The 19,765-nt window shown below is 69.2% G+C and carries 20 protein-coding genes, 4 tRNA genes and 2 pseudogenes; 14 read left to right on the top strand and 12 right to left on the bottom strand.

The genetic code is table 11. The features are described from left to right. Position 1: 1 nt before the first annotated feature. From hemQ to A5696_RS18995, 3 genes are all read left to right on the top strand, one after another. Positions 2–709: a hydrogen peroxide-dependent heme synthase gene (hemQ, locus tag A5696_RS19005; protein ID WP_067882459.1), complete on the top strand. Its 708-nt coding sequence runs from the start codon at positions 2–4 to the stop codon at positions 707–709. Then, the gene (locus tag A5696_RS19000; protein WP_067882457.1) at positions 706–1,461 is read left to right on the top strand and encodes a class I SAM-dependent methyltransferase; all 756 of its coding nucleotides are present in this window, start codon (positions 706–708) and stop codon (positions 1,459–1,461) included. Before hemQ ends, A5696_RS19000 begins: the two co-directional genes overlap by 4 nt. A gap of 109 nt (positions 1,462–1,570) precedes the next feature. Beyond that, positions 1,571–2,419 carry an endonuclease domain-containing protein gene (locus A5696_RS18995; RefSeq protein ID WP_067882455.1) on the top strand — a complete coding sequence of 283 codons (849 nt, stop codon included), beginning with the start codon at positions 1,571–1,573 and terminating at the stop codon, positions 2,417–2,419. A gap of 64 nt (positions 2,420–2,483) precedes the next feature. Here the strand turns inward: A5696_RS18995 and msrB are convergent, their stop codons facing one another. The 4 genes from msrB to A5696_RS18975 form a co-directional block, all read right to left on the bottom strand. Next, positions 2,484–2,894 carry a peptide-methionine (R)-S-oxide reductase MsrB gene (msrB, locus tag A5696_RS18990; RefSeq protein ID WP_156738484.1) on the bottom strand — a complete coding sequence of 137 codons (411 nt, stop codon included), beginning with the start codon at positions 2,892–2,894 and terminating at the stop codon, positions 2,484–2,486. Positions 2,895–2,905: 11 nt separating this feature from the next. Beyond that, a complete protein-coding gene (gene aftC / locus A5696_RS18985) occupies positions 2,906–4,216 on the bottom strand; it encodes an arabinofuranan 3-O-arabinosyltransferase (protein WP_067882451.1) in 1,311 nt (436 codons plus the stop codon). Between the two features lie 74 nt (positions 4,217–4,290). After that, a complete protein-coding gene (locus tag A5696_RS18980; RefSeq protein ID WP_067882449.1) occupies positions 4,291–5,850 on the bottom strand; it encodes an alpha/beta fold hydrolase in 1,560 nt (519 codons plus the stop codon). Positions 5,851–5,874: 24 nt separating this feature from the next. Then, positions 5,875–6,618 (bottom strand): pyrimidine reductase family protein, encoded by a 744-nt coding sequence (locus tag A5696_RS18975; protein ID WP_067882446.1) that lies wholly within the window; start codon positions 6,616–6,618, stop codon positions 5,875–5,877. On the opposite strand from A5696_RS18975, the pseudogene zapE reads away from it, so the two are divergent. Beyond that, positions 6,617–7,703, top strand: a pseudogene (gene zapE / locus A5696_RS18970) (cell division protein ZapE). The gene A5696_RS18975 and the pseudogene zapE overlap by 2 nt on opposite strands. On the opposite strand, the pseudogene A5696_RS18965 reads toward zapE, so the two are convergent. The 3 genes and pseudogenes from A5696_RS18965 to A5696_RS18955 all read right to left on the bottom strand — a co-directional run. Further along, positions 7,687–8,199: pseudogene (locus tag A5696_RS18965) on the bottom strand (GNAT family N-acetyltransferase); the annotation flags it as partial. The pseudogenes zapE and A5696_RS18965 overlap by 17 nt on opposite strands. Beyond that, positions 8,187–8,696, bottom strand: coding sequence for a hypothetical protein (locus tag A5696_RS18960; protein WP_067882441.1), 510 nt, complete (start codon positions 8,694–8,696; stop codon positions 8,187–8,189). The gene A5696_RS18960 and the pseudogene A5696_RS18965, both read right to left, overlap by 13 nt. A gap of 21 nt (positions 8,697–8,717) precedes the next feature. Further along, positions 8,718–9,455 carry a Clp protease N-terminal domain-containing protein gene (locus tag A5696_RS18955; RefSeq protein WP_067882439.1) on the bottom strand — a complete coding sequence of 246 codons (738 nt, stop codon included), beginning with the start codon at positions 9,453–9,455 and terminating at the stop codon, positions 8,718–8,720. A gap of 101 nt (positions 9,456–9,556) precedes the next feature. On the opposite strand from A5696_RS18955, the gene A5696_RS18950 reads away from it, so the two are divergent. From A5696_RS18950 to A5696_RS18930, 5 genes are all read left to right on the top strand, one after another. Then, positions 9,557–9,889, top strand: coding sequence for a DUF732 domain-containing protein (locus A5696_RS18950; RefSeq protein WP_369803367.1), 333 nt, complete (start codon positions 9,557–9,559; stop codon positions 9,887–9,889). A 473-nt stretch (positions 9,890–10,362) separates the two neighbouring features. Next, positions 10,363–11,301 (top strand): cytochrome c oxidase assembly protein, encoded by a 939-nt coding sequence (locus A5696_RS18945; protein WP_067882437.1) that lies wholly within the window; start codon positions 10,363–10,365, stop codon positions 11,299–11,301. A 12-nt stretch (positions 11,302–11,313) separates the two neighbouring features. Next, positions 11,314–11,673, top strand: a complete 360-nt coding sequence (locus A5696_RS18940; RefSeq protein WP_067882435.1) for a DUF732 domain-containing protein — start codon at positions 11,314–11,316, stop codon at positions 11,671–11,673. A 51-nt stretch (positions 11,674–11,724) separates the two neighbouring features. After that, positions 11,725–12,438 (top strand): hypothetical protein, encoded by a 714-nt coding sequence (locus A5696_RS18935; protein WP_231964381.1) that lies wholly within the window; start codon positions 11,725–11,727, stop codon positions 12,436–12,438. A gap of 59 nt (positions 12,439–12,497) precedes the next feature. Then, positions 12,498–13,376 (top strand): alpha/beta fold hydrolase, encoded by an 879-nt coding sequence (locus tag A5696_RS18930; RefSeq protein WP_231964380.1) that lies wholly within the window; start codon positions 12,498–12,500, stop codon positions 13,374–13,376. Here A5696_RS18930 and A5696_RS18925 read toward each other — a convergent pair. Continuing rightward, on the bottom strand, positions 13,370–14,296 hold the full coding sequence (locus A5696_RS18925; RefSeq protein WP_067882429.1) for a cation diffusion facilitator family transporter: 927 nt from the start codon (positions 14,294–14,296) through the stop codon (positions 13,370–13,372). The genes A5696_RS18930 and A5696_RS18925 overlap by 7 nt on opposite strands. An 88-nt stretch (positions 14,297–14,384) precedes the next feature. Between A5696_RS18925 and A5696_RS18920 the strand changes: the two genes are divergently transcribed. The 4 genes from A5696_RS18920 (at position 14,385) to A5696_RS18905 (ending at position 18,341) form a co-directional block, all read left to right on the top strand. Then, the gene (locus A5696_RS18920; protein ID WP_067882426.1) at positions 14,385–15,560 is read left to right on the top strand and encodes a glycosyltransferase; all 1,176 of its coding nucleotides are present in this window, start codon (positions 14,385–14,387) and stop codon (positions 15,558–15,560) included. Between the two features lie 154 nt (positions 15,561–15,714). Further along, positions 15,715–16,215, top strand: coding sequence for a hypothetical protein (locus A5696_RS18915; RefSeq protein WP_067882423.1), 501 nt, complete (start codon positions 15,715–15,717; stop codon positions 16,213–16,215). A 151-nt stretch (positions 16,216–16,366) separates the two neighbouring features. Continuing rightward, positions 16,367–16,660 carry a hypothetical protein gene (locus A5696_RS18910; protein ID WP_067882420.1) on the top strand — a complete coding sequence of 98 codons (294 nt, stop codon included), beginning with the start codon at positions 16,367–16,369 and terminating at the stop codon, positions 16,658–16,660. Positions 16,661–16,883: 223 nt separating this feature from the next. After that, a complete protein-coding gene (locus A5696_RS18905) occupies positions 16,884–18,341 on the top strand; it encodes a PecA family PE domain-processing aspartic protease (protein ID WP_067882662.1) in 1,458 nt (485 codons plus the stop codon). A gap of 26 nt (positions 18,342–18,367) precedes the next feature. On the opposite strand, the gene A5696_RS27735 is transcribed toward A5696_RS18905, so the two are convergent. From A5696_RS27735 to A5696_RS18890, 4 genes are all read right to left on the bottom strand, one after another. Then, positions 18,368–18,535 (bottom strand): hypothetical protein, encoded by a 168-nt coding sequence (locus tag A5696_RS27735; protein ID WP_156738480.1) that lies wholly within the window; start codon positions 18,533–18,535, stop codon positions 18,368–18,370. A 163-nt stretch (positions 18,536–18,698) separates the two neighbouring features. Then, positions 18,699–18,773: transfer RNA gene (locus A5696_RS18900), tRNA-Val, on the bottom strand. 13 nt (positions 18,774–18,786) lie between these two features. Continuing rightward, positions 18,787–18,860, bottom strand: a tRNA-Cys gene (locus A5696_RS18895). Between the two features lie 29 nt (positions 18,861–18,889). Further along, positions 18,890–18,962 (bottom strand) — tRNA-Gly (locus A5696_RS18890). A gap of 176 nt (positions 18,963–19,138) precedes the next feature. Between A5696_RS18890 and A5696_RS18885 the strand changes: the two genes are divergently transcribed. After that, positions 19,139–19,210 (top strand) — tRNA-Val (locus A5696_RS18885). The last annotated feature ends 555 nt before the right edge of the window (positions 19,211–19,765 follow it).

Below are 19,765 nucleotides of genomic sequence, written 5' to 3'. Positions count from 1 at the left end.
CATGGCCAAACTCGACTACGACACCCTGAACTCGCAGCTGCGCTACCTGATGTTCTCGGTGTTCTCCGTGCGGCCCGGCGTGCTGGGCGAGGACTCGAGTGACACGAGGAAGGAAGCGATCGACGACGCGGCCCGGTTCTTCAAGCAACAGGAGGAGCGCGGGGTCGTCGTCCGCGGCCTCTACGACGTGGCGGGGCTGCGCGCCGACGCCGACTTCATGATCTGGACCCACGCCGAACGCGTCGAGGCGCTGCAGGCGACCTACGCCGACTTCCGGCGCACCACCACGCTGGGGCGGGCCAGCGCGCCGGTGTGGAGCAGCGTGGCGCTGCACCGGCCGGCCGAGTTCAACAAGAGCCACATCCCGGCGTTCCTGGCCGGCGAGGAACCCGGCGCCTACATCTGCGTGTATCCCTTTGTGCGGTCCTACGAGTGGTACCTGCTGCCCGACGAGGAACGTCGTCGCATGCTCGCCGAGCACGGCATGGCCGCGCGCGAGTACAAGGACGTTCGCGCCAACACCGTCCCGGCGTTCGCGCTGGGCGACTACGAGTGGATCCTGGCCTTCGAGGCGCCCGAGCTGGACCGCATCGTCGACCTGATGCGCGAGCTGCGCGCCACCGACGCGCGCCGGCACACCCGCGCCGAGACGCCGTTTTTCACCGGGCCGCGGGTGCCGGTCGAGCAGCTGGTGGCGGCGCTGCCATGACAACCGCGCCGTTCGACCCGACGGATCCCACCCGCTTCGAGGAGATGTACCGCGACGACCGGCTGTCGCACGGGCTGCCCGCGGCCACGCCGTGGGACATCGGCGGCCCGCAGCCGGTGGTCCGGCGGCTGGTTGCGCTGGGCGCGGTCAAGGGCGAGGTGCTCGACCCGGGCACCGGCCCCGGCCACCACGCGATCTACTACGCGTCGAAGGGCTACTCGGCGACCGGCATCGACGGGTCCGCGGGTGCCCTGGAGCGGGCCCGCGAAAACGCCGAAAAGGCCGGTGTGACGGTCAATTTCGAGCTGGCCGACGCCACCAAGTTGGAGGGCTTCGACAACCGGTTCGACACCGTCGTCGACTGCGCCTTCTACCACACCTTCAGCACCGACCGCGACATGCAGAATGCGTACGCGCGGGCGCTGCACCGGGCGACCAGGCCGGGGGCGCGGCTGTACATGTTCGAGTTCGGCGAGCACGACGTCAACGGCTTCAAAATGATGCGGTCGTTGTCCGAGGACGATTTTCGTCAGGTGCTGCCGCCCGCGGGGTGGGAGATCACTTACCTCGGCCCGACGACCTATCTGGTCAACCTGAGCACCCAGACGATCGAGATGATGGCCGCGCGCAACCCGGACATGGCCGATCAGGTGCAGGCGCTGCTGGACCGGTTCCGGGCGATGGAGCCGTGGCTGGAGGGCGGCCGGGTGCACGCCCCGTTCTGGGAATGCCACGCCACGCGCGTGGGCTAGCCACCGGGGCTTGTCGCGACACGTAAACATTTGCGACGACACGCCGAGATGTGTCGCAACGGTTTATGTCTGGGGGATCCGGACGCACAAGCATTGACGTCCCACGGTTGTGGACGAGGTGTTTGTCGGCAGCGAGGCGGTGCGGCGGGGGCTCCTGACTCCCTACCAATTGCGCAGCGGGTTCCGGGCCGTATATCCCGGCGTTCACCTGCCGGTTCATGTCACGCCGTCGCTGCGAGCGCGCTCGGTTGCGGCGTGGCTGTGGTCGGGCCGACGCGGCGTGGTGGCTGGCCTTGCCGCGGCGGCACTGCACGGCTCGCGCTGGATCGACGACGACGCGCCCATCGAGTTGATCTGGCGTAACCAGCACGCGCCGATCGGCGTGGTCACCCGTAATCAGCGAGTTCAACCGGATGAGGTCACCCGGGTCGCGGGTCTGCCCGTGACCACCCTTGCGCGCACGGCGTTCGACCTGGCCCGGCAATTGCCCACCGGCGAGGCGGTGGCGCGACTCGACGCCTTGATGCGGGCAACACCGTTTTGTGTCGAGGACGTGTCGCAGTTGGCCAAACGGTACCCGGGTGCGCGGGGTCTGCGACGGCTGCGCACGGCACTCCCGCTTGTCGACGCGGGCGCCGCCTCGCCAAAGGAGACTTGGCTACGACTCCTGCTGATCGATGCCGGACTGCCGGCTCCCGAGACACAGATACCGGTGAACGAGAACTGGCGAACGGTCGGCGTGCTCGATATGGGCTGGGAAAGATACAAAGTCGCCGCCGAGTACGACGGTGACCAGCACCGCAGCGACCGACGCCAATACGCCCGAGACCAGCGGCGGATACGCGGGCTCGAAGCGCTGGGCTGGATCGTCATCCGGGTGATCGCCGAGGACAAGCCGGCAGACGTCGTGCGACGCGTGCGCGATGCACTCATCCGCCGCGGATGCCGCGAGATATAAACGGTTGCGACGCGCTTCGGCGTGTCGTCGCAACTGGTTATATGTCGCGGGAACGCAGGGGTAGCTACGAGCCCGCCGGCACCAGCCGCAGCGAGATCGAGTTGATGCAGTACCGCTGGTCCGTCGGGGTGGGGTACCCCTCGCCGGCGAACACGTGACCCAGGTGGCTGTGGCAGTTCGCGCACAGCACCTCGGTGCGCGTCGTTCCCATCGAGTGGTCGGGGCGCAGAATCACCGCGTCGGAGTTGGCCGGGTCGAAGAACGAGGGCCAGCCGCAGTGCGACTCGAATTTCTCTGTGCTGCGGAACAATTCGGCGCCGCAGGCCCGGCACTGGTACACGCCCTCGGTCTTGGTGTCGGTGTACTCGCCGGTGAACGGCCGCTCGGTGCCGGCGCGGCGCAGCACCTCGAACTCCTGCGGGTTCAGCTTTCGGCGCCACTCGTCGTCGGACAGCTGCACCTTCGGACGCGACAAGTCAGGAGAGGTCATGCGTCCACGCTAGCCTTCTCCCGTTCCGCCGTCAGCCACGCCGGATCGATGCCGTCGTCCAGCCGGTCCTCGGCCTTGGCGTCCAGGTAGCGGAAGTAGAGCACGGTGAACGTCACGATCAGCAGGAGCGACCAGCCGTAGGTGATCTTCAGGTAGTGCAGCGCGCGCCCGTACCGCATGTACTTGTAGATCAGCCAGTCGTCCAGCGTCAGGAAGCCGTAGATCCCCAGCCAGGAGGGCCAGTTGCGGATGAGTGAGTTGGGCAGCACCACGGTCATCACGAACGGGAACAGCATCATCGAGTAGTAGCCCTGGGCCAGCGGCAGCACCAGCCAGGAGCACAGCAGCAGCACGCCCGACGAGCTGGCGAACCAGAACAGCGGGTCCCGGGTGCGGTAGTAGCGGTACAGCAGCCACAGCGCGCCGATCGCGAGCAGCGTGAACAGGATCCGCAGGAACACGATCAGCCAGGTCGGCAGGCCGAAGTACACCCCGTTGCCCTCGATCGAGCTGTTGAAGTAATCCCGGGTGCCGCCGATGTAGGGCAGCGTGCGCGTGACGAAGTCCATCGGGTCGCTGACGAGGGGCCACGCGACCAGGTTGACGACGAGGGGGACCGCGATGGCGGGCACCAGCGTCCGCCATTGCCGGTTCAGCAAGGGCAGCAACAGCAGCGGTCCGAGCACGGGTTTGAGCGTCAGGGTGAGCCCGATGACGAGGCCGGCCCACCACTGGTGCCCGACTTTGCCGTCCAGCAGCCACCCCAGGAACAGCACCTCCGCCAGCAGCACGCAGCCGTTGATGTTGGTGAACACCAGGGTGCTGGTCACGCTTTCCGTGCAGAACATCGCCAGCAGCAGGGCGGGCGCCGCCACCGAGGAGAGGGTGAACTTGAACATCCGCAGCAGCAGGTACCAGGCGATGAGGATGGCCACGGTGTTGATCAGGATGAACAAATACCGCGACGGCGTGAACGGCAGGTACCCGAACGGCGCCATCAGCAGCGTGCCGCCGGGCGGGTACAGGTAGTGCGGGTCGACGTAGTCGAAGTGCTCGTTGTAGATGTCCCAGCCGTGCCGGAAGTTCAGCACCGCGCGGTAGACCGGCTTGAAGTCGTCGGTGATGTTGCCGTTGAGGGTCAGGATGATGCTGCGGTGCAGCACCGACATGATCGCCAGCGGCCACAGCACCGATCGCAGTATCGTCGCGACGCTCGGTGCGCTGGTGCGGGGGCGAAAGGCGGCCAGGATCCCCTCGCGCAGGCCGGTTCGGGTCGAGTCAGCTGCGGTCACCAGCGCACGGTACACCGGCCGCCCGGCGACGATGCGGCCGCGTCGCGGGCAAGGTGAGGCGGGCAATTGAGCCTGAGCGCCCCCGAAACTCAGGCGGGACAGTAGGTGTCGGTGCCGGGTAGCTTGCCGCTGTTGAGGTAGCCGATCAGCGGCGGGACCGCGCAGGGCGAATAGATGCTGGCGCCGTGACCGATGCCCTGCCACATCACCCGCTTGCTGGCCGCGTTGGCGTTGATGATGGTGGCCGCCGTCTGGGCCACCCCCTCGGTGCCGACGATCGGGTCGTTCTGCACGCCGGCCAACAGGACGTCGACCTTGAGGCTCTTCGGCGGCGCCGGCGGCGGAATCGTGGGCCAGTGCACGCACTTGACCAGGTTGAGCGCGGCGACGGTGCCGAATTGGGGATAGAGCTTCGCCCACGCGACGACGAGCTCGCGCACCCGGTCGGGCGTGGGGCGGTTGATGGCGTCGCTGCAGGAGCCGACGAACTGGCCGTCCGAGTCGGTGACCGCGTAGGCGTGGCTGATCAGGTTGTTCAGCTGGCCGGCGTCGCCGGACCGGGCGGCGGCCAGCGCGTTGGCCAGGCTCGTGGTGGCGCCGACGCGGCCTCCGGCCGGGAAGCCCAACGCGACGGTGATGGCGTCGGCGACAGCGGCCACCGGTGCGCCGCCGGGGCCCTTGCCGCCGCGCGCGTCGGCGAGCATCGCGCTGACGGCGCCCTTGGGGTCGGGCCCCAGCGCGCAATTGACCGCGACGCACTGCGCGGCGAACGCGTCGAGCGCGGCCTGCTGACCCTTGACCTGTTGCTCGGCGGCCGCTTCGGCGTTGACGCCCAAGGCAATCGGGGAGTCGAGGATCAGCCGGGCGACCCGGTCGGGGCGCGACGCGGCGTAGGCCAGCGCCACCTGGGCGCCGTCGCCGACCCCGACCAGGGCGACGGCGGGCACGTCCCACAGCGTGCGCAGCCGCTCGATGTCGGAGGCGGCGTGCGAGTTGTCGTAGGAGGACGCGCCGGGCGCGATGGCGTCGGTGCAGTTCGTGGTGGCGGTGTTGGAGATGTCGGAGAGGTTGGCGACCGGGTCGTCGCCGGGCTGGAACTGCGCCTGGTCGCGCATCGACTGGCGGTCGAGCTGATCCCGGCAGTCGATCGGGCTCGACATGCCCATGCCGCGCCGGTCCACGGCGACGATGGGGTGGGTTTGCAGCACGTCGCCGCCCGCGTGCGACAGCCACACCGGCAACTGCGTCGACGACGGCAGGTCCGAGCCGGTGGTGAAGACCAGCGGGCCCGCGTCGTGCGGCGTCTGGTTCGAGCGCGCCCGCACCACACCGATTGTCAACGTCCCGCCCTGGCCGTTGACCGGGTCGAGGTCGCTGTCGTAGGTCGCGCAATCCAGCTGCACGCCCGGCGCCGCCGGGACGGCCGCATCGGAGAAGACCTTCGACGTGCAGTCGTGCCAGGCCAGGTCGTTCTTGGGCGCCGCGATCGGTGGCGGACCGGCCGGCTTCGGCTTGCTCGGGGCCACGCCCTGCGGTCGGGCGCCGGAATTGGTCGCGAAGCGCGGGTCGGCGGCCAGCCCGGGAACGCAGCCGGCCACCAGCGCGGTCACCGCGAGGAGCACCGTGGCGGACGCGATCTGCCGACTCATGCCGACCACAGTAGCTTCGACTTTTCAAACCTTGACGTAGCGGCCGTACAGGTAGCCGGCGTCGTCGGTGAGCAGGTGGGCGCGGCCCATGCGGGTCAGCACCTGCGCCGGGCCCGCCGCGATGCGCCGCGCCAGGCCGCCGACGAGGTACGGCGCGATCGTCAGGCACAGCTCGTCGAGCAGGTCGGCCTCGATGAACGCGCCGAGCAGGGTCGGCCCGCCCTCGGTCAGGATGCGGCGCATTCCCCGCGCCGCGAGCGCCCGCAGCAGGGCGGCCTCGTCGACCTTCCCGGGATCGGCGCCGGAGCAGTCGAGCACCTCGCACAGGTCGCCGATCAGGCTGCGGGTCTCGTCGGCCGCCGCGGTGCAGGTGAGCACCAGTGGCGGCACCTCGGTCCGGGTGAACACCGCCAGGTCGCGCTCGAGGCGACCCGACCCGGTGACGATCGCCAGTTGGGGGACCTCGCTTTGGCCCCGGGCCTGCCGCTCCTGGCGTTGCGCGACGGCCAGGTGCGCGCCGGAGTAGCCCTCGATCCGCACCGTGCCCGCGCCCACCACGACGACGTCGGCCAGTTCCCGCAGCAGGTTGAAGATCTGCCGGTCGCCGGGCCCGCCCATCGCGCCGCTGCTGCCGTCGGCGGTGGCGCCGCCGTCGAGGCTGGTGATGAAGTTCGCCCGCAGCCAGGTGCCGTCGCGGTCGGGGTAGCCGTACAGCCGGGAGAGTTCGGCGTCGTCGAGTTCACGCGTCGACCCCAGCTGCGTCAGCATGAGCTTGATTGCAGCACGCCGCTACTGTTCGGTGCATGGATGGGTCCGCCGCTGCCCGGGTGGCGCACCTGGTGGACCGGCATCCGAGCGTGTCTCCGGAGCGACTGATCGCCCAATTGCGGCCGCCGCCAACGTTCGCCGACGTGAGCTTCGCCACCTACCGACCCGATCCCGCGGAGCCGTCGCAGGCCGCCGCCGTCGAGGCGTGCAGGGACTTCTGCCGGCAGGCCGTGCAGCGCCGGGCCGGCCGGCGAAAGCTGTTCGGGAAGCGGGCCGTCGTGCCCGGGGTGGGGTTGTATCTCGACGGCGGTTTCGGCGTGGGCAAGACCCACCTGCTGGCCTCGGCCTATTACCAGTTGCCTGGCGGGGGACCCGAGCCGCCAACTCCCAAGGCGTTCGCCACTTTTGGCGAGCTGACCCAGCTCGCCGGGGTGTTCGGCTTCGTCGAATGCATCGAGATGCTGGCCGACTACACGGCGGTGTGCATCGACGAGTTCGAGCTCGACGACCCCGGCAACACCACCCTGATCTCGCGGCTGCTCTCGTCGCTGGTCGAGCGGGGCGTGTCGGTGGCCGCGACCTCCAACACCCTGCCCGAGCAACTCGGCGAAGGCCGCTTCGCCGCCCAGGATTTCCTGCGCGAGATCAATACGCTGGCAAGCATTTTCACCACGGTGCGCATCGACGGCCCCGACTACCGGCACCGTGGCCTGCCGCCGGCCCCGCCGCCGCCGTCCGACGCGGAGGTGGCCGCGCGCGCCGCGAAGGTGCACGGGGCGACGCTGGACGACTTCGACGCGTTGTGCGCACACCTGGCCACCATGCACCCGTCGCGCTACCTGACGCTGATCGAGGGCGTGACGGCGGTGTTCGTCACCGGCGTGCACCGCCTCGACGACCAGAACGTCGCGCTGAGGTTGGTCTCGCTCACCGACAGGTTGTATGACGCCGGCATCCCGGTGGTGGCTTCGGGGGAGCGGCTGGACAGGATCTTCAGCGACGAGATGCTGGCCGGCGGCTATCGGAAGAAGTACCTGCGGGCCACGTCACGGCTGGTGGCGCTGACCCGAGCCGGCGGACCATGAGGTAGTCGTTCTCGGTGCGGGTGCCCACCTGAAAGGTCCTGGTGCCGTTGACCGTAAAACCGCTCTTGGCGTAAAAGCGTTGGGCGCGTTGGTTCGCCTGGTTGACGCCCAGCCACACTTGTCGCGCGCCCCAGCCCTCGGCGGTGGCCAGCGCCAGGCCCATCAGCGCGTCCGCCGCCCCGGTGCCGTGGTGCTCGGCCAACACGTAGATCTTCGACAGCTCGGCGGTGGTGGGGTCGGTGGCGTCGCGAATCAGCATGGCGTAGCCGATGATTCGGCCGCCCCGCGCCGCGGTGATGATCGCGCGGTCCGGATCGGCCAGGTATTCGGCGAAGCGCCCGGCGGACAGGTTGGTGTCGATGAACGACGCGACGTCGTCCGCGCCCGCCTCGGGGGGACAGGCCAGCGGAAAGGTCTGCGCGGCAACGTCAGCCAGCCGCGCGGCGTCCACCGCACCCGCCGTGACGACGCGGACGTCCAGTGTCACAGATTCCATTGCGCGAGGTGATAACCCGTCTTCTTGTCCAGCAGGACGACGGTGGACACCGGGTCGCGGTAGGCGTCCCAATACACGCCACCGCGCACGATCGCCCCGTTCGGCGCGTTGGCGAGCACGTTGTCCAGCGCGTCGGGCGCGTCGGTGGCGCGCGGTTTGTAGGCGTCGGCGAAGGGGGTCACCCCGTCGAAGCTGAACACGGTCGCCATGATGTACGGGTTGGGCACCCGGATCGCGCGGACCGTCACGTCGGCGCGGTTGGGGGTGCTCCCCGGGAAGCTCTTGATCGGGACGCCGCTGCGCGTGTAGCCGAACCCCGGGGGCGGGTCGCACGGGGCCACGCTGCTGACCGTGACGTCGGCGACGTAGTCGCCGGTGTCGACCCGCAGGGTGTCGCCGATGTGGCCGATCGGTGCGTCGCCGGCCCACGCGCGGGGCGCCGCGAGGCTCGCGGCGGCGACGAGCAAGGCGGACACGACGACCAGCCAGCGGTGCATGCTCGCATGATCGCACACGCGCTACGGCGAAGGGGAGGGGTTCTTCCCGGCGCTCAGCGATTCGAGCGCGGCGACAAGATCGGCCTCGACGCGCTCCTTGTCGACGCCGGATCGGTGCAGCGGGCCGGCCCCGTCCTCGAGCTCGAGCAGCGCCAGCAGCAGGTGTTCGGTGCCGATGTAGTTGTGGCCCAACCGAAGCGCCTCGCGGAAGGTCAGCTCGAGCGCCTTGCGCGCCGGACCGCTGAACGGGATCAGCTCAGGGGGTTCGCCGGCTGACGGCGGCAGGGTTACCGCGGCCCGGATGGTGTCGGCCTCGACGTGCTGCAGGTTCAGCAACACCGTCGCCAGCCCGGCCGGGTCGCTGAGCACGCCGAGCAGCAGATGGTCGGGAGTGATCTCGCCGTTGCGGGCCTCGTGCGCGGCGTTCTGGGCCGCCACCACCGCGCCGCGGGCCCGCGGCGTGAAGCGCCCGAAGCCCTGCTCGACGTCCAGCGTGGTGGCCTCGGCCCGGGGGACGAACCGCTTCTGGGCGGCCTGTTTGGTGACGCCCATGCTCTTGCCGATGTCGGTCCACGACGCCCCCGAGCGGCGGGCCTGGTCGACGAAGTGCCCGATCAGGTGGTCGGCCACCTCGCCGAGGTGCTCGGCGGCCAGGACCGCGTCGGCGAGCTGGTCGAGCACGTCGGTGTGCACGCGTTTGATCGCGTTGATCAGCTCGTCGAGGCGGACGGGGTAGGCGATGGGCGTCGGTTCGGACATGCCGTCAACGCTAGGTTGACGTCGCGCGTGTTGTCAACCTTCGGTTGACGCCAGAACTAGGAGATGCGCCGCCGCCGTCGTTCTGCGACGATCAGTGGGCCGTGAAACCGCTGCTCCTGACGATGACGAGCCTTGCCGCGCTGGTCGGCATGGCCGGGCCGGCGCGCGCCGACAGCAGCGACGACACGTTCATCGCCTCGCTGCACGCGGCCGGCATCACCTTTCCCGACCCCGGCCCGGCCATCGGGGCCGGCCGATGGGTGTGCCAGGCGGTGGAAAAGGGGGCGCAGATGGCCGACGTCGTCAAGACCGTCCAGGCCCAGAATCCCGGGCTGCACGGCGACAACGCCGCCAGGTTCACGGCCATCGCGGCCAACGTGTACTGCCCGCAGTCGCTGACGGTCACCAGCACCAAGGTCGACGGCGGCGGGTAGCCGCGCGCCTTGTCGGGCCGAGACGAGACCCCGGCCGCCCCCGAAACTCCTGGTGCGCCTGCAAATTCGCGCCGGTTACCCGAATAGCGCTGACACACAACCGTTTTGGCCCGGCGTCCGGCTCGCTCGCACGAGAACGAGCGCAGTTTGCCGATGCGCCCCGCCGATCAGCGTGGCGTCGTGGCCGCGGAGTCGCTGTTGGGGCGGTCCGAAAAGGTGGGAAGTTGAACCGGTTCGAGATCCTGACCGCTGCGGGTCACGACCTCGGGCTCGTAGCGATGTGAAAACAATTCCGACGAGTTCATCGGGCGGGGTCCTTAATGAGGAATGGGCGAATCGATGGTGAGCTGCTCATCTACAGAGAAAATTTCGATGGTGGCAATCCCGACTCGAATGGCTTCCCCAACCAATCTACACGCGAAGCCCGGAGGCGATCGCGGTGGACGCGGCATTCGGCAATAGGCTAGGGGGCTATGCGCGCCGATCCGGGGCCGCTGACGTGGGCCGCCCTGGTCCAGACCTGGCGTCTGGACCTGGCCTCAGCGGCGGCGATCGTGGTGGTGGCCGCCGCCTACGCCTGGTGTTACCGGCGCGGCCGCACCGCCGAACGACCGGTAACGCCCGCGCAGGCCGGCTGCTTCTGGGTCGGCCTGGCGGTGTGGGTCCTGGCGACGATGAGCGCGGTCGGCGCCTACTCCTACGTCCTGTTCTGGATGCGCGCGCTGCAGGTGCTGTTGCTGCTCTACGTCGTGCCGTTCTTCCTCGCGCAGGGCAAGCCGATCAGCGTGCTGCGCGACGCGCTCGGCGCCGCCGGGCGCGACCGCCTCGACCGGCTGTTGGCGAGCCGGTTCGCGCGCGTGCTCGCTCACCCGTTGACCACGTCGCTGGCGATGCTGGGCACGCCGTGGCTGCTCTACCTGACACCCTGGTACACCGCGGCGCTGGACAACGAATGGATCGGCGCGCCCACTCGAATCGTGTTAGTGGCTATCGGTTTTGGCTATTTCTACGCCCGGCTGCAAGCCGACCCCGTGCCGCGACGCTATCCCCAGGGCATCTCGTTGCTGATCACCGTCGTCGAGGCGCTCGGCGACGGCGTGCTGGGCTTGATCATCTGGCAGGGCTCGTTGATCGGCGCGGCGTACTACGCTGCGCTGCACCGCACCTGGGGCCCGGATCAGCGGCTCGACCAGACCATCGGCGCCGGCGTGCTGTGGATCCTGGGCGACGTGGTGGGCTGGCCGTTCGTGCTGGTGCTGATGCGCGCGCTGTCCCGTGACGAGAAGGCGCACGCGGTCGCGGTCGACGCCGAGCTGGACGCGGCGGCGGCCACCGCGGACGACACCGCGGCGCCGTCGGGATTGTGGTGGGAGAACGATCCCGAACTGCGCGAGCGGTTCCGGCGGCGTTAAGCTGGCAAGGCCATGAGACTTCTGTGGGGGGCAGCAATCGCCGTCGCCGCGATCGGCCTGGCCGCGCCGGCGTATGCCGACCCGGACCCCAACTCCGACCCGGCCACCGACGCCGACTTCCTGTCCGCGCTCAGATTCGCCGGCATCAGCTACCAGGATCCGAACGCCGCCGTATCGGCCGCCAAGACGCTGTGCCAATTGGAGGACACCGGCGCATCCGAGGACGAGATCATCGGAAACCTGCAGCAGCGCAACGGCTTCACCGGCAACGGCGCCGCCAAGTTCACGGTGATCGCCGTCGGCGCCTACTGCCCCAAATACATCACCGGCGACGGCCGCGGCCCCAAACCCGAGGGCGCGGTCGGCGACTAGCCGCGGCTCGGGGTTTGCGAAGCCCGCCGCTCTGGCAAACGTGAAATCCGCATGAATACCGTGCAGTGGCGCGAGCGGTCGGCTATGTTGCGCGAGACGTCGGCGCGGGCCGACCGCACCCAAAAGGAGCCAACGGAGATGAAGGTATCGGTGATGGCGGCCGGCTTGGCGGCGAGCACCCTGGCGGTCGGCGTGGCCGTCACGGGCTGCGGAAGCAACAAGTCGTCGGGCCCGTCGTCGTCGACGTCGGCAACGTCCTCGACATCCGCCGCGTCGTCGGCGTCGCCGACGTCGGTCAGCGCCGCCGCCCAGCCGTCCGACTACAGCAACCTGCTGATCAAGCCAACCGACATCGTGGTGCCGGGCGACACCTTCACCCTGTTTCAGACGCTGCCCGTTTCGAACCCGGCCGGTGTCGAGGGTGTGTTCATGAATCAGGGCGGCTCGCGCAAGGTCGACGACACCATCTACGTCTACCCCGACGCGGGCGCCGCGTCGCAGGCGCTTGACCAGAGCGCCAAGGGGATTCAGGAGTTGAGCGTCAAGGCCGCCCCGTCACCGGCCGACGTGGGCACCGCCGGCCAGATGGCCGTGGGGCCTTCTCCCGACGGCTCGAAGTCGAAGGGGATCGTGATGTTCACCGAGGGCAAGGTGTTCACGGTCCTCGAGTTCGAAAGCCCGCCAAACGATCCGCTGCCGCCGGACTTCGTTCTGGACCTCGGGCGCAAGCAGGATGCGGCCATCAAGAGCGGGCTGCCGTCCTGAGAACCGGTGCGGCGGCGCTCGGCGCGGCCGGCCTGGTCGGCTGGGGTGCCGCGCGGGCGGTGGCGGCGCGGATAGCGCGCAACCCGGATCCGTTTCCGCGCGAACGCCTTACCGCCGAGCCGGAGGGTGAGCACGTCTTCATCGAGCGCCCCGACGGGACGGTGCTCAGCGCCCTGGTCGCCGGGCAGGGACCGCCGGTCATCCTGGTCCACGGCTACACCGCCCGCGTCGTCGAGTGGAACCTCGTGTGGGACGAGCTGCAGGCGCGCGGCTTTCGCGTCATCGCCTTCGACCAGCGCGGGCACGGTCGCTCCACGCTCGGCTCCGACGGGATCGGATCCGAACCCATGGCGGCCGACATCGCCGCAGTCCTCGAGCACTTCGACGTACGCGAGGGCGTGCTCGTCGGCCACTCGATGGGCGGGTTCGTCAGCATCCGTTCGATGCTCGACCACGCCCACGTGCAGGGGCGGCTGCGCGGGCTGGTGTTGTTCGCGACCTGGGCGGGCCGGATCCTGGACGGCGCGCCGCAGAACCGGCTGCAGATCCCGCTGCTGCAACTCGGCATCCTGCAACGGCTGATGCGCAATCCGACCGTCGCCGCGCTGTTCGGTGCCGCGCAGTGCGGGAAGCGCCCGTCGCCCGTGATGATCTCGGTGTTCATGGAGGCGTTCAATCAACACCTGGACGAGCACGGGCCGCTGCTGCCGATCGTGCGAGCCTTCTCGCGCGAGGACCGGTATCCGCGGCTCGGCGAGATAGGGGTGCCGACCGTGGTCATGGTCGGCACCGCGGATCGCACGACGCCGCAAAGCCATTCGCGCCGGCTCGCCGCGGGTGTGCCCGGCGCGCGGCTGGTCAGCGTCCCCGACGCCGGGCACCTGCTGAATTGGGAAGCGCCCGACGCGCTGATCGAGGTCGTCGAGTCGTTTCACTGAGTCGCGGCGCGCGCGCTCCAGGTGAAGCTGTGCATCTCGGGGATCTGCGGGGTCAGCGCCGCGGCCACGCTGCGACCGATCCCGTCGGCTTGCGCCAGCGGGGTGTTCGGGTCGACGAAGCCCTCCACCTCCACCCGCAGGGTGCGCCCCGTCCAGCGGGCGCGGGCGTGCGCGTGCAGGACGCCCGGCACCGCGGCGGCCGCGGTTTCGGCCGTCGTGATGATCTCGGCGTCTACCCCGTCGAGCAGGCGGTGCGCGATGTCCGCGGTGACCTCCCAGCCGACGTGGCAGATGAACGCCGTGACGACGATCCCGGCGACCGCGTCCGCCCAGCCCCAGCCGAGCGCCACGCCGATCAGCCCCAGCATCGCCCCGGCCGAGGACAGCGCGTCGAGCCAGGAATGCTTGGCGTCGGCCACCATGGTCGCCGAGCGGATCCGCCGGCCCACCACCAGCTTGTACCGGGCCACCAGCTGGTTGCCCGCGATGCCCACCGCCGCCGCCGCGATGCCCCAGCCCAGGTGCCCCGTGCCGCCATGACGCAGCAGCTTGGTGACGCTTTCGAACCCGGCGACGGCGGCGCTGCCCCAAATCACCAGGGCGACACCGATTCCGGCGAGGTCTTCGGCGCGTTCGTAGCCGTACGGGTACCGCTCGGTGGGGACCTTGCGGGAGGCCCGGAATCCCACGAACACCAGGGCGCTGGTCGACACGTCCGACAGGTTGTGCAGCGCGTCGCCGAGTAGGGCCACCGACCCGGACACCAGCGCGATGGCCAACTCGATGAGGCCCGTCACCGCCAGGCCGACGGCGCTGACCGCCACCGCCCGGTTGGCCTGGCGACGCTCGTTCGCGTCGTCGGCGGTGGTGGCGAGGGGGAAACTCCCCGCCGGGTCCCGGACTCCGCTGATCACATGCATACCGCCTAATATGCCCGGGCGGGCGGTTCGGCTCAAGCCGGCCCCGGGCGGTGCTGTGCGGCAACGGGTTTCCTGCTAGGTTCCGGCGGTGAAGTTCGTGCTGGCCGGGTATGGCAGTCGGGGCGACGTCGAGCCCTGCGCCGCTGTCGGCCGGGAGCTGCTGCGCCGGGGTCACGACGTGCGGATGGCGGTCTCGCCCGACAGGATGGCCTTCGTCGAGGCGGCCGGGGTCGGCGCGGTGGCCTACGGACCGGACACCCGGGAGCAGATGGACTCGGCGGCGCAGTTCGTCCGCACAACCCAGGATCCGATCGGCGCGCTGCCCGCGGTCATGGAGCATCTGACGCGGGTCTGGACGGAGAAGACGGCGACGCTCACGGAGCTGGCGAAGGGCGCCGACCTGCTCCTGGCGGGCTTCAACGAGCAGGACTTGGCTGCCGCCGTCGCCGAGTACTGCGGCATCCCGCTGGCCGCGCTGCACTTCTTCCCGGCGCGTCTGCTGTCCACCGGCGCGCTGTATTCGGGCATGACCAAGGACGTCGCGGCGGCCCAGCGCAGCGCGCTCGGCTTGCCCGAGGCCGGATCGTTGGATGAGCCGCTGGAAATCCAGGCCTACGACACGCTCTGTCTGCCCAGTCCGGCCGCCGAATGGGTGGAGCCGGGCGGCCGGCGGCCCTTCGTCGGCGCGCTGACGCTCGGGGCGCCGACCGACGCCGACGACGAGGTTTCGTCGTGGATCGCCGAGGGGCCGCCGCCGATCTGCTTCGGGCTGGGCAGCACGCCGATCTCGTCGGGGGCGGAGCTGGTCGCCATGATCGGCGCGGCCTGCGCGCAGCTGGGGCAGCGCGCGCTGATCTGCGCCGGCCCCAACGACTTCGCCGGGGTTCCGCGCTTCGACCAGGTCAAGGTGGTGAGCGCGGTCAACCACGCGGCCGTCCTGCCGGCGTGCCGCGCGGTCGTGCACCACGGCGGCGCCGGCAGCACGGCCGCCGGGCTGCGGGCCGGAATCCCCGCGCTGGTGCTCTGGCTCTGGCTTGACCAGCCGTTCTGGGCGGCCGGCCTCGAGCGGCTCAAGGTCGGGTCGGGGCGCCAGTTGACGCTCACCACCGAGGAGACGCTGGTCGCCGACCTGCGCCGCATCCTCGCCCCGGACTACGCGACCCGCGCCCGCGAGGTGGCGGCCCAGATGACTACATCCGCCGACAGCCTCGCCCGCGCGGCCGATCTCCTGGAGGACGCAGCCCGCGCTGGGCGCGCCGGCTGAGTCGGCTCACGGAAACCCGGAGGCGCTCGCCGTTCGCGAGTTCCTTGTCTTTGCCCGGCGGCATGATGGCGCGGCATAAAATCGCCGATTGGGTATACCTCCACGAGGCTGGCGCTTCCGTCCCAATGTTGCTGCGGACCCAGAGGAGAAACCGATGGCCCTGACCCGTCTGAGCGGACTCGTCGGTTTAGGCGCCGCGCCGCTCGTCGTCGCCTTGTCGTTCGCCTCACCCACCTGGGCCGACAACCCGTCCTGGAACGGCCAGTACGCGGTCACCTTCATGGTCGCCCCCAAGGCCGGGACCAGCATGGCCGTCGGTGATCCCGAGGTGCAGCACACTGTGACCTATGGGTTCAGCTCAAGCTGTTCGGGCGGAAAGTGCGTCGCCACGATCGTCAGCGGGCCTCCGCCGACCAACCCGACCGTTCCGCAACCTGTGCAATTCACCTGGGATGGGTCGTCCTGGAAGCAGGAGAGCGACTTCCAGTGGGACTGCATGATGCCCGACACCAGCATCCAGTGGAATCCCGCCCACGCCGTGGTGCGCTACACGCCGCAGGCCAACGGGTCGCTGTCCGGCGTCATGCACGCCGACATCTCGAGCGGCGCGTGCCAGGGCTGGATCGAGGAGTACATGACGGCCGACCGGGTGTGAGGCGCCTGGGCCCCGGCCCGCAGCAAACCGGCGAAGCGTTGCGGCGCAACGCATTTCATCTAACGGATTGCTCTGCGCAGCAAGGCATTTCAAGGAGTGGCCGTGTTGAATGGCACTTTGCTTGCGGCCTGTTCGGCGATATTATCCGATCATGCGTTTCACTTATGTCGCCGCTGCTGTCGGCATGGCTACCGCCCCGCTCTTGCTGGTGGGGGCGCCATCCGCCCACGCCGACCTCAGCGGCTATCGGCGCTGCGTGGCGAACATTACGGAACTCCCGATCACCGAACCCGACCCGCAGAACATGAACCGTGTCGGGCTTATCCAGCAGGATCTCAAGTCGGGTGTTTCCCCGGCGGCGGAAGCGCAGAAAGTCGCGGGGATGGGATTCGACCAGCGCGCCGCCCAGGCGATCGTGCAGTGCGTCATCGAGGAGAACCCGTAGGCCCGGCGATACGTGGTGCGGCCGGGTCGGTGCCGTCCGGCCGTCGGGCACTACGCCCCGCAAATAAAAGGTACAAGTGCCCTGGCGGTTGCCGGATGTGAGCGGGATCCTGGCGACACCGTGCAGGTATTGAGCCACCAGCCGCGTGGCCCCTGGGCGACCGCGATGACGAGCTGCGCCGGTGCCTGTGGGGCTGTCCGACCTGGGACTCAGGGAGGTGCGGATGTCGTTCGTGGTCGCAATACCCGAGATGGTGGCGTCGGCGGCTTCCGATCTGGCGACAATCGGGTCGATGATCGGCATGGCCAACTCAGCGGCGGCGGGCCCGACTTCGGCGGTGGTGGCCGCGGGCGCTGACGAAGTGTCGACGGCGATCGCATCGCTACTTTCTGGCCACGCCAAAGGCTTTCAGATGCTGAGTGCGGAGGCGGCGGCGTTTCACACCGGGTTCGTCGAGGCGTTGAAGGAAGCGGGAACCGCGTATGCGGCTGCCGAGGCGGCCAACGCCTCGCCGCTGCAGGCCGCGCTGGCGGCGGTCAATGCGCCCGCCCAAGGGCTGCTGGGCCGTCCACTGATCGGCAACGGCGCCAACGGGACGACCAACGCTCAAGGGATAGGGACACCCGGCGGCGCCGGTGGACTCTTGTTCGGCGACGGCGGCAGAGGAGGCGACAGCACCGCCAACTGGGCGCCCGGTGGTGCGGGCGGGTCCGCCGGCCTGATCGGCAACGGCGGGTTCGGCGGAACCGGTGGGCCCGGCGCGGCCGGCGGCGCCGGTGGCAGGGGCGGCTTACTGTGGGGCATCAACGGCGCCACCGGCGCGGCCGGACCCGCGATGGCGCCCTCCACCATCGCGCTGCAGGTGGTGGACCAGCAACCTTTCATCGACGTGACCGTAGGCGGACAAAGTATGTCCGTGTTGGTTGACACCGGATCCACCGGTCTTGTTGTCCCGGCCACGGACGTCAATGTCGCGAGCCTCGGCGCCCGCATCGGGTCGGGTAGCGTCACGTACGGACAAAGCCCGGTTTTCAGCACCGAATACTTCGCCTCGTACACGGCGCCGGTGAATTTCGGAAACGGAATCGTCACCGCGCCCACCACCGTCGACGTCGTCACCTCCGCAACGGAGACGGATTTCGGCGTCACCACCGCCATTCCGCTTTCCGACGTGCCCGCCATCATGGGCATCGGGTTGAACACCGGGGGCCCGCTCCCGACCAGTCCCGTGCAGGCGTTGCCGGGTGTCCTCGGTCAGGGCGTGCTCCTCAACGAGCCCGCCGGGGTACTGCAGTTCGGCGCCAACCCGCTGCCCGTCGGCGCATCGGTTTCCGGAGCGCCGGTCACCAAACTCGCGATATCGATCAATGGCGGGTCTTTCCACACCGTCAGCGCGTATGTCGATTCTGGCGGCAATTACGGGGTGGTCCCGCAAAACCTGCTCCCGGGAAGCCCGCCGATCGGCTCGTACGTACCTATGGGCGACACCATTCAGGTCGACACCGCCGGCGGGGTCCCGCTGTACACCGAGACGGTCGGTTCATCACCCACCGCCCCCTACGTCACGTCGAGCACGTTCAACGGTGGCGCCTTCAATACCGGCAATCTGCCCTTCTCGGTGATACCGACATACCTCTCGTACAGCCCCAGCGGCGTCGGCACGATCTACTTCGACACCTGAGCGCGGCCTCGGGCGGGCCGCTCGTCTCACCAACCCCATTCGTCGTCGTCCAGGACGTCGACGGTGACGGAGTTGTCGGCAGGCCTTTGCGTCCCGTAGAGGAAGGTGAGCAGAGTGCGGTCCCCGTCCAGGGGTTCAGTCGCTACGACGGTGGCGTGCCCGATCTTCATGCGGATCCGGTCTCCGGGCTTCAATTCGTCAACACGTCTAAGGGGCACGCTCACCCATCAACGCCAGTGCAACAGCTGATGCTGTGGCCTGGCTCCCTTTGGGGCGCGCTGTCATGGTTGTGATGATTCGCCGCTTCGCCGGGCCGACGCAACCCCGGCACACCCGGGGCTCGCCAGTGCTGAACCGTGGTGCGCGATACTGGGATTGAACCAGTGACCTCTTCCGTGTCAGGGAAGCGCTCTCCCGCTGAGCTAATCGCGCCGGGGGTCAAATCTGGAGGTGGAGACGGGAATCGAACCCGTGTGCACGGCTTTGCAGGCCGTTGCCTCACCACTCGGCCACTCCACCGCTGGGGATTGATGCCACTTGCACCCTCGAGCGGACGACGGGATTCGAACCCGCGACCCTCACCTTGGCAAGGTGATGCGCTACCAACTGCGCTACGTCCGCGCGCAACGGGCGAGATCGTCGCCCGTTGCGAAGGACGACGATAGTCCACCCGAGCGGGCCTGCACAAATCTCTTGGTTACGTTGCCGCTCTAGGCTAGCGCGCCCGACGACGCACGTGGCGCGATCGGCGATGTCCGCGTCGTGCTACCCTTCGACGTCGTTGCCTTCCGGCGCCCGGTCCCGTGGCTCAGTGGAAGAGCGTCCGCTTCACACGCGGAAGGTCGCTGGTTCGATCCCAGCCGGGACCACTTGAGACGGTGCAGGTCAGGTACGCGTTTCTGTGATCTTGGTGGGCTCGAGATGGCGTCCGAACGGGCGAAAATCCCCGCAATTTGTTGGTAGCTCGCGGCGGATGACCGGCGGACGATGGGTCTGGTCCCGCCGTTTCGTGAAGGGCGTTAGCGGAAGCTCACTTGGGCGCAAGGCGACGATCGGGCCGCGGCCCTTGCGCGGCCGGCGTACTCGGGACGCTGCGTGTAGACGAACCGGGAGTGGTTCTCGTACGTGATGGTTGGGGTGTAGGGAGCGTAGACGTACTCCTGTGGCGGTGCGGGCTCGGCGGACGGCCGTGGACCTTCCGCCGATCGCATGGTCTGCGGATGGGTGCCGGGCGCGTGGTAGCCCCTCGATGAAAGCGTCGATGACGGTCTTCCAGTTCGCCGGCAAGAATGTGCGTTTGCGCCACCGGTAGCGCATGTCTTGCAACCGGAATCGCGCCAGCCCGGTTGGTAAGGGGTCCAGCCACTCGAGGCCCATGACACCACGGTTGGCGTGGTCGGCGTCGGCGACCAGGGCGGTGGGGG

The organism is Mycobacterium sp. E2699 (genome assembly GCF_001666745.1).
Taxonomy (GTDB): domain Bacteria; phylum Actinomycetota; class Actinomycetes; order Mycobacteriales; family Mycobacteriaceae; genus Mycobacterium.
Note: the sequence above shows the minus strand (reverse complement) of the source record. Positions and strands in the feature narration are given on the sequence as shown.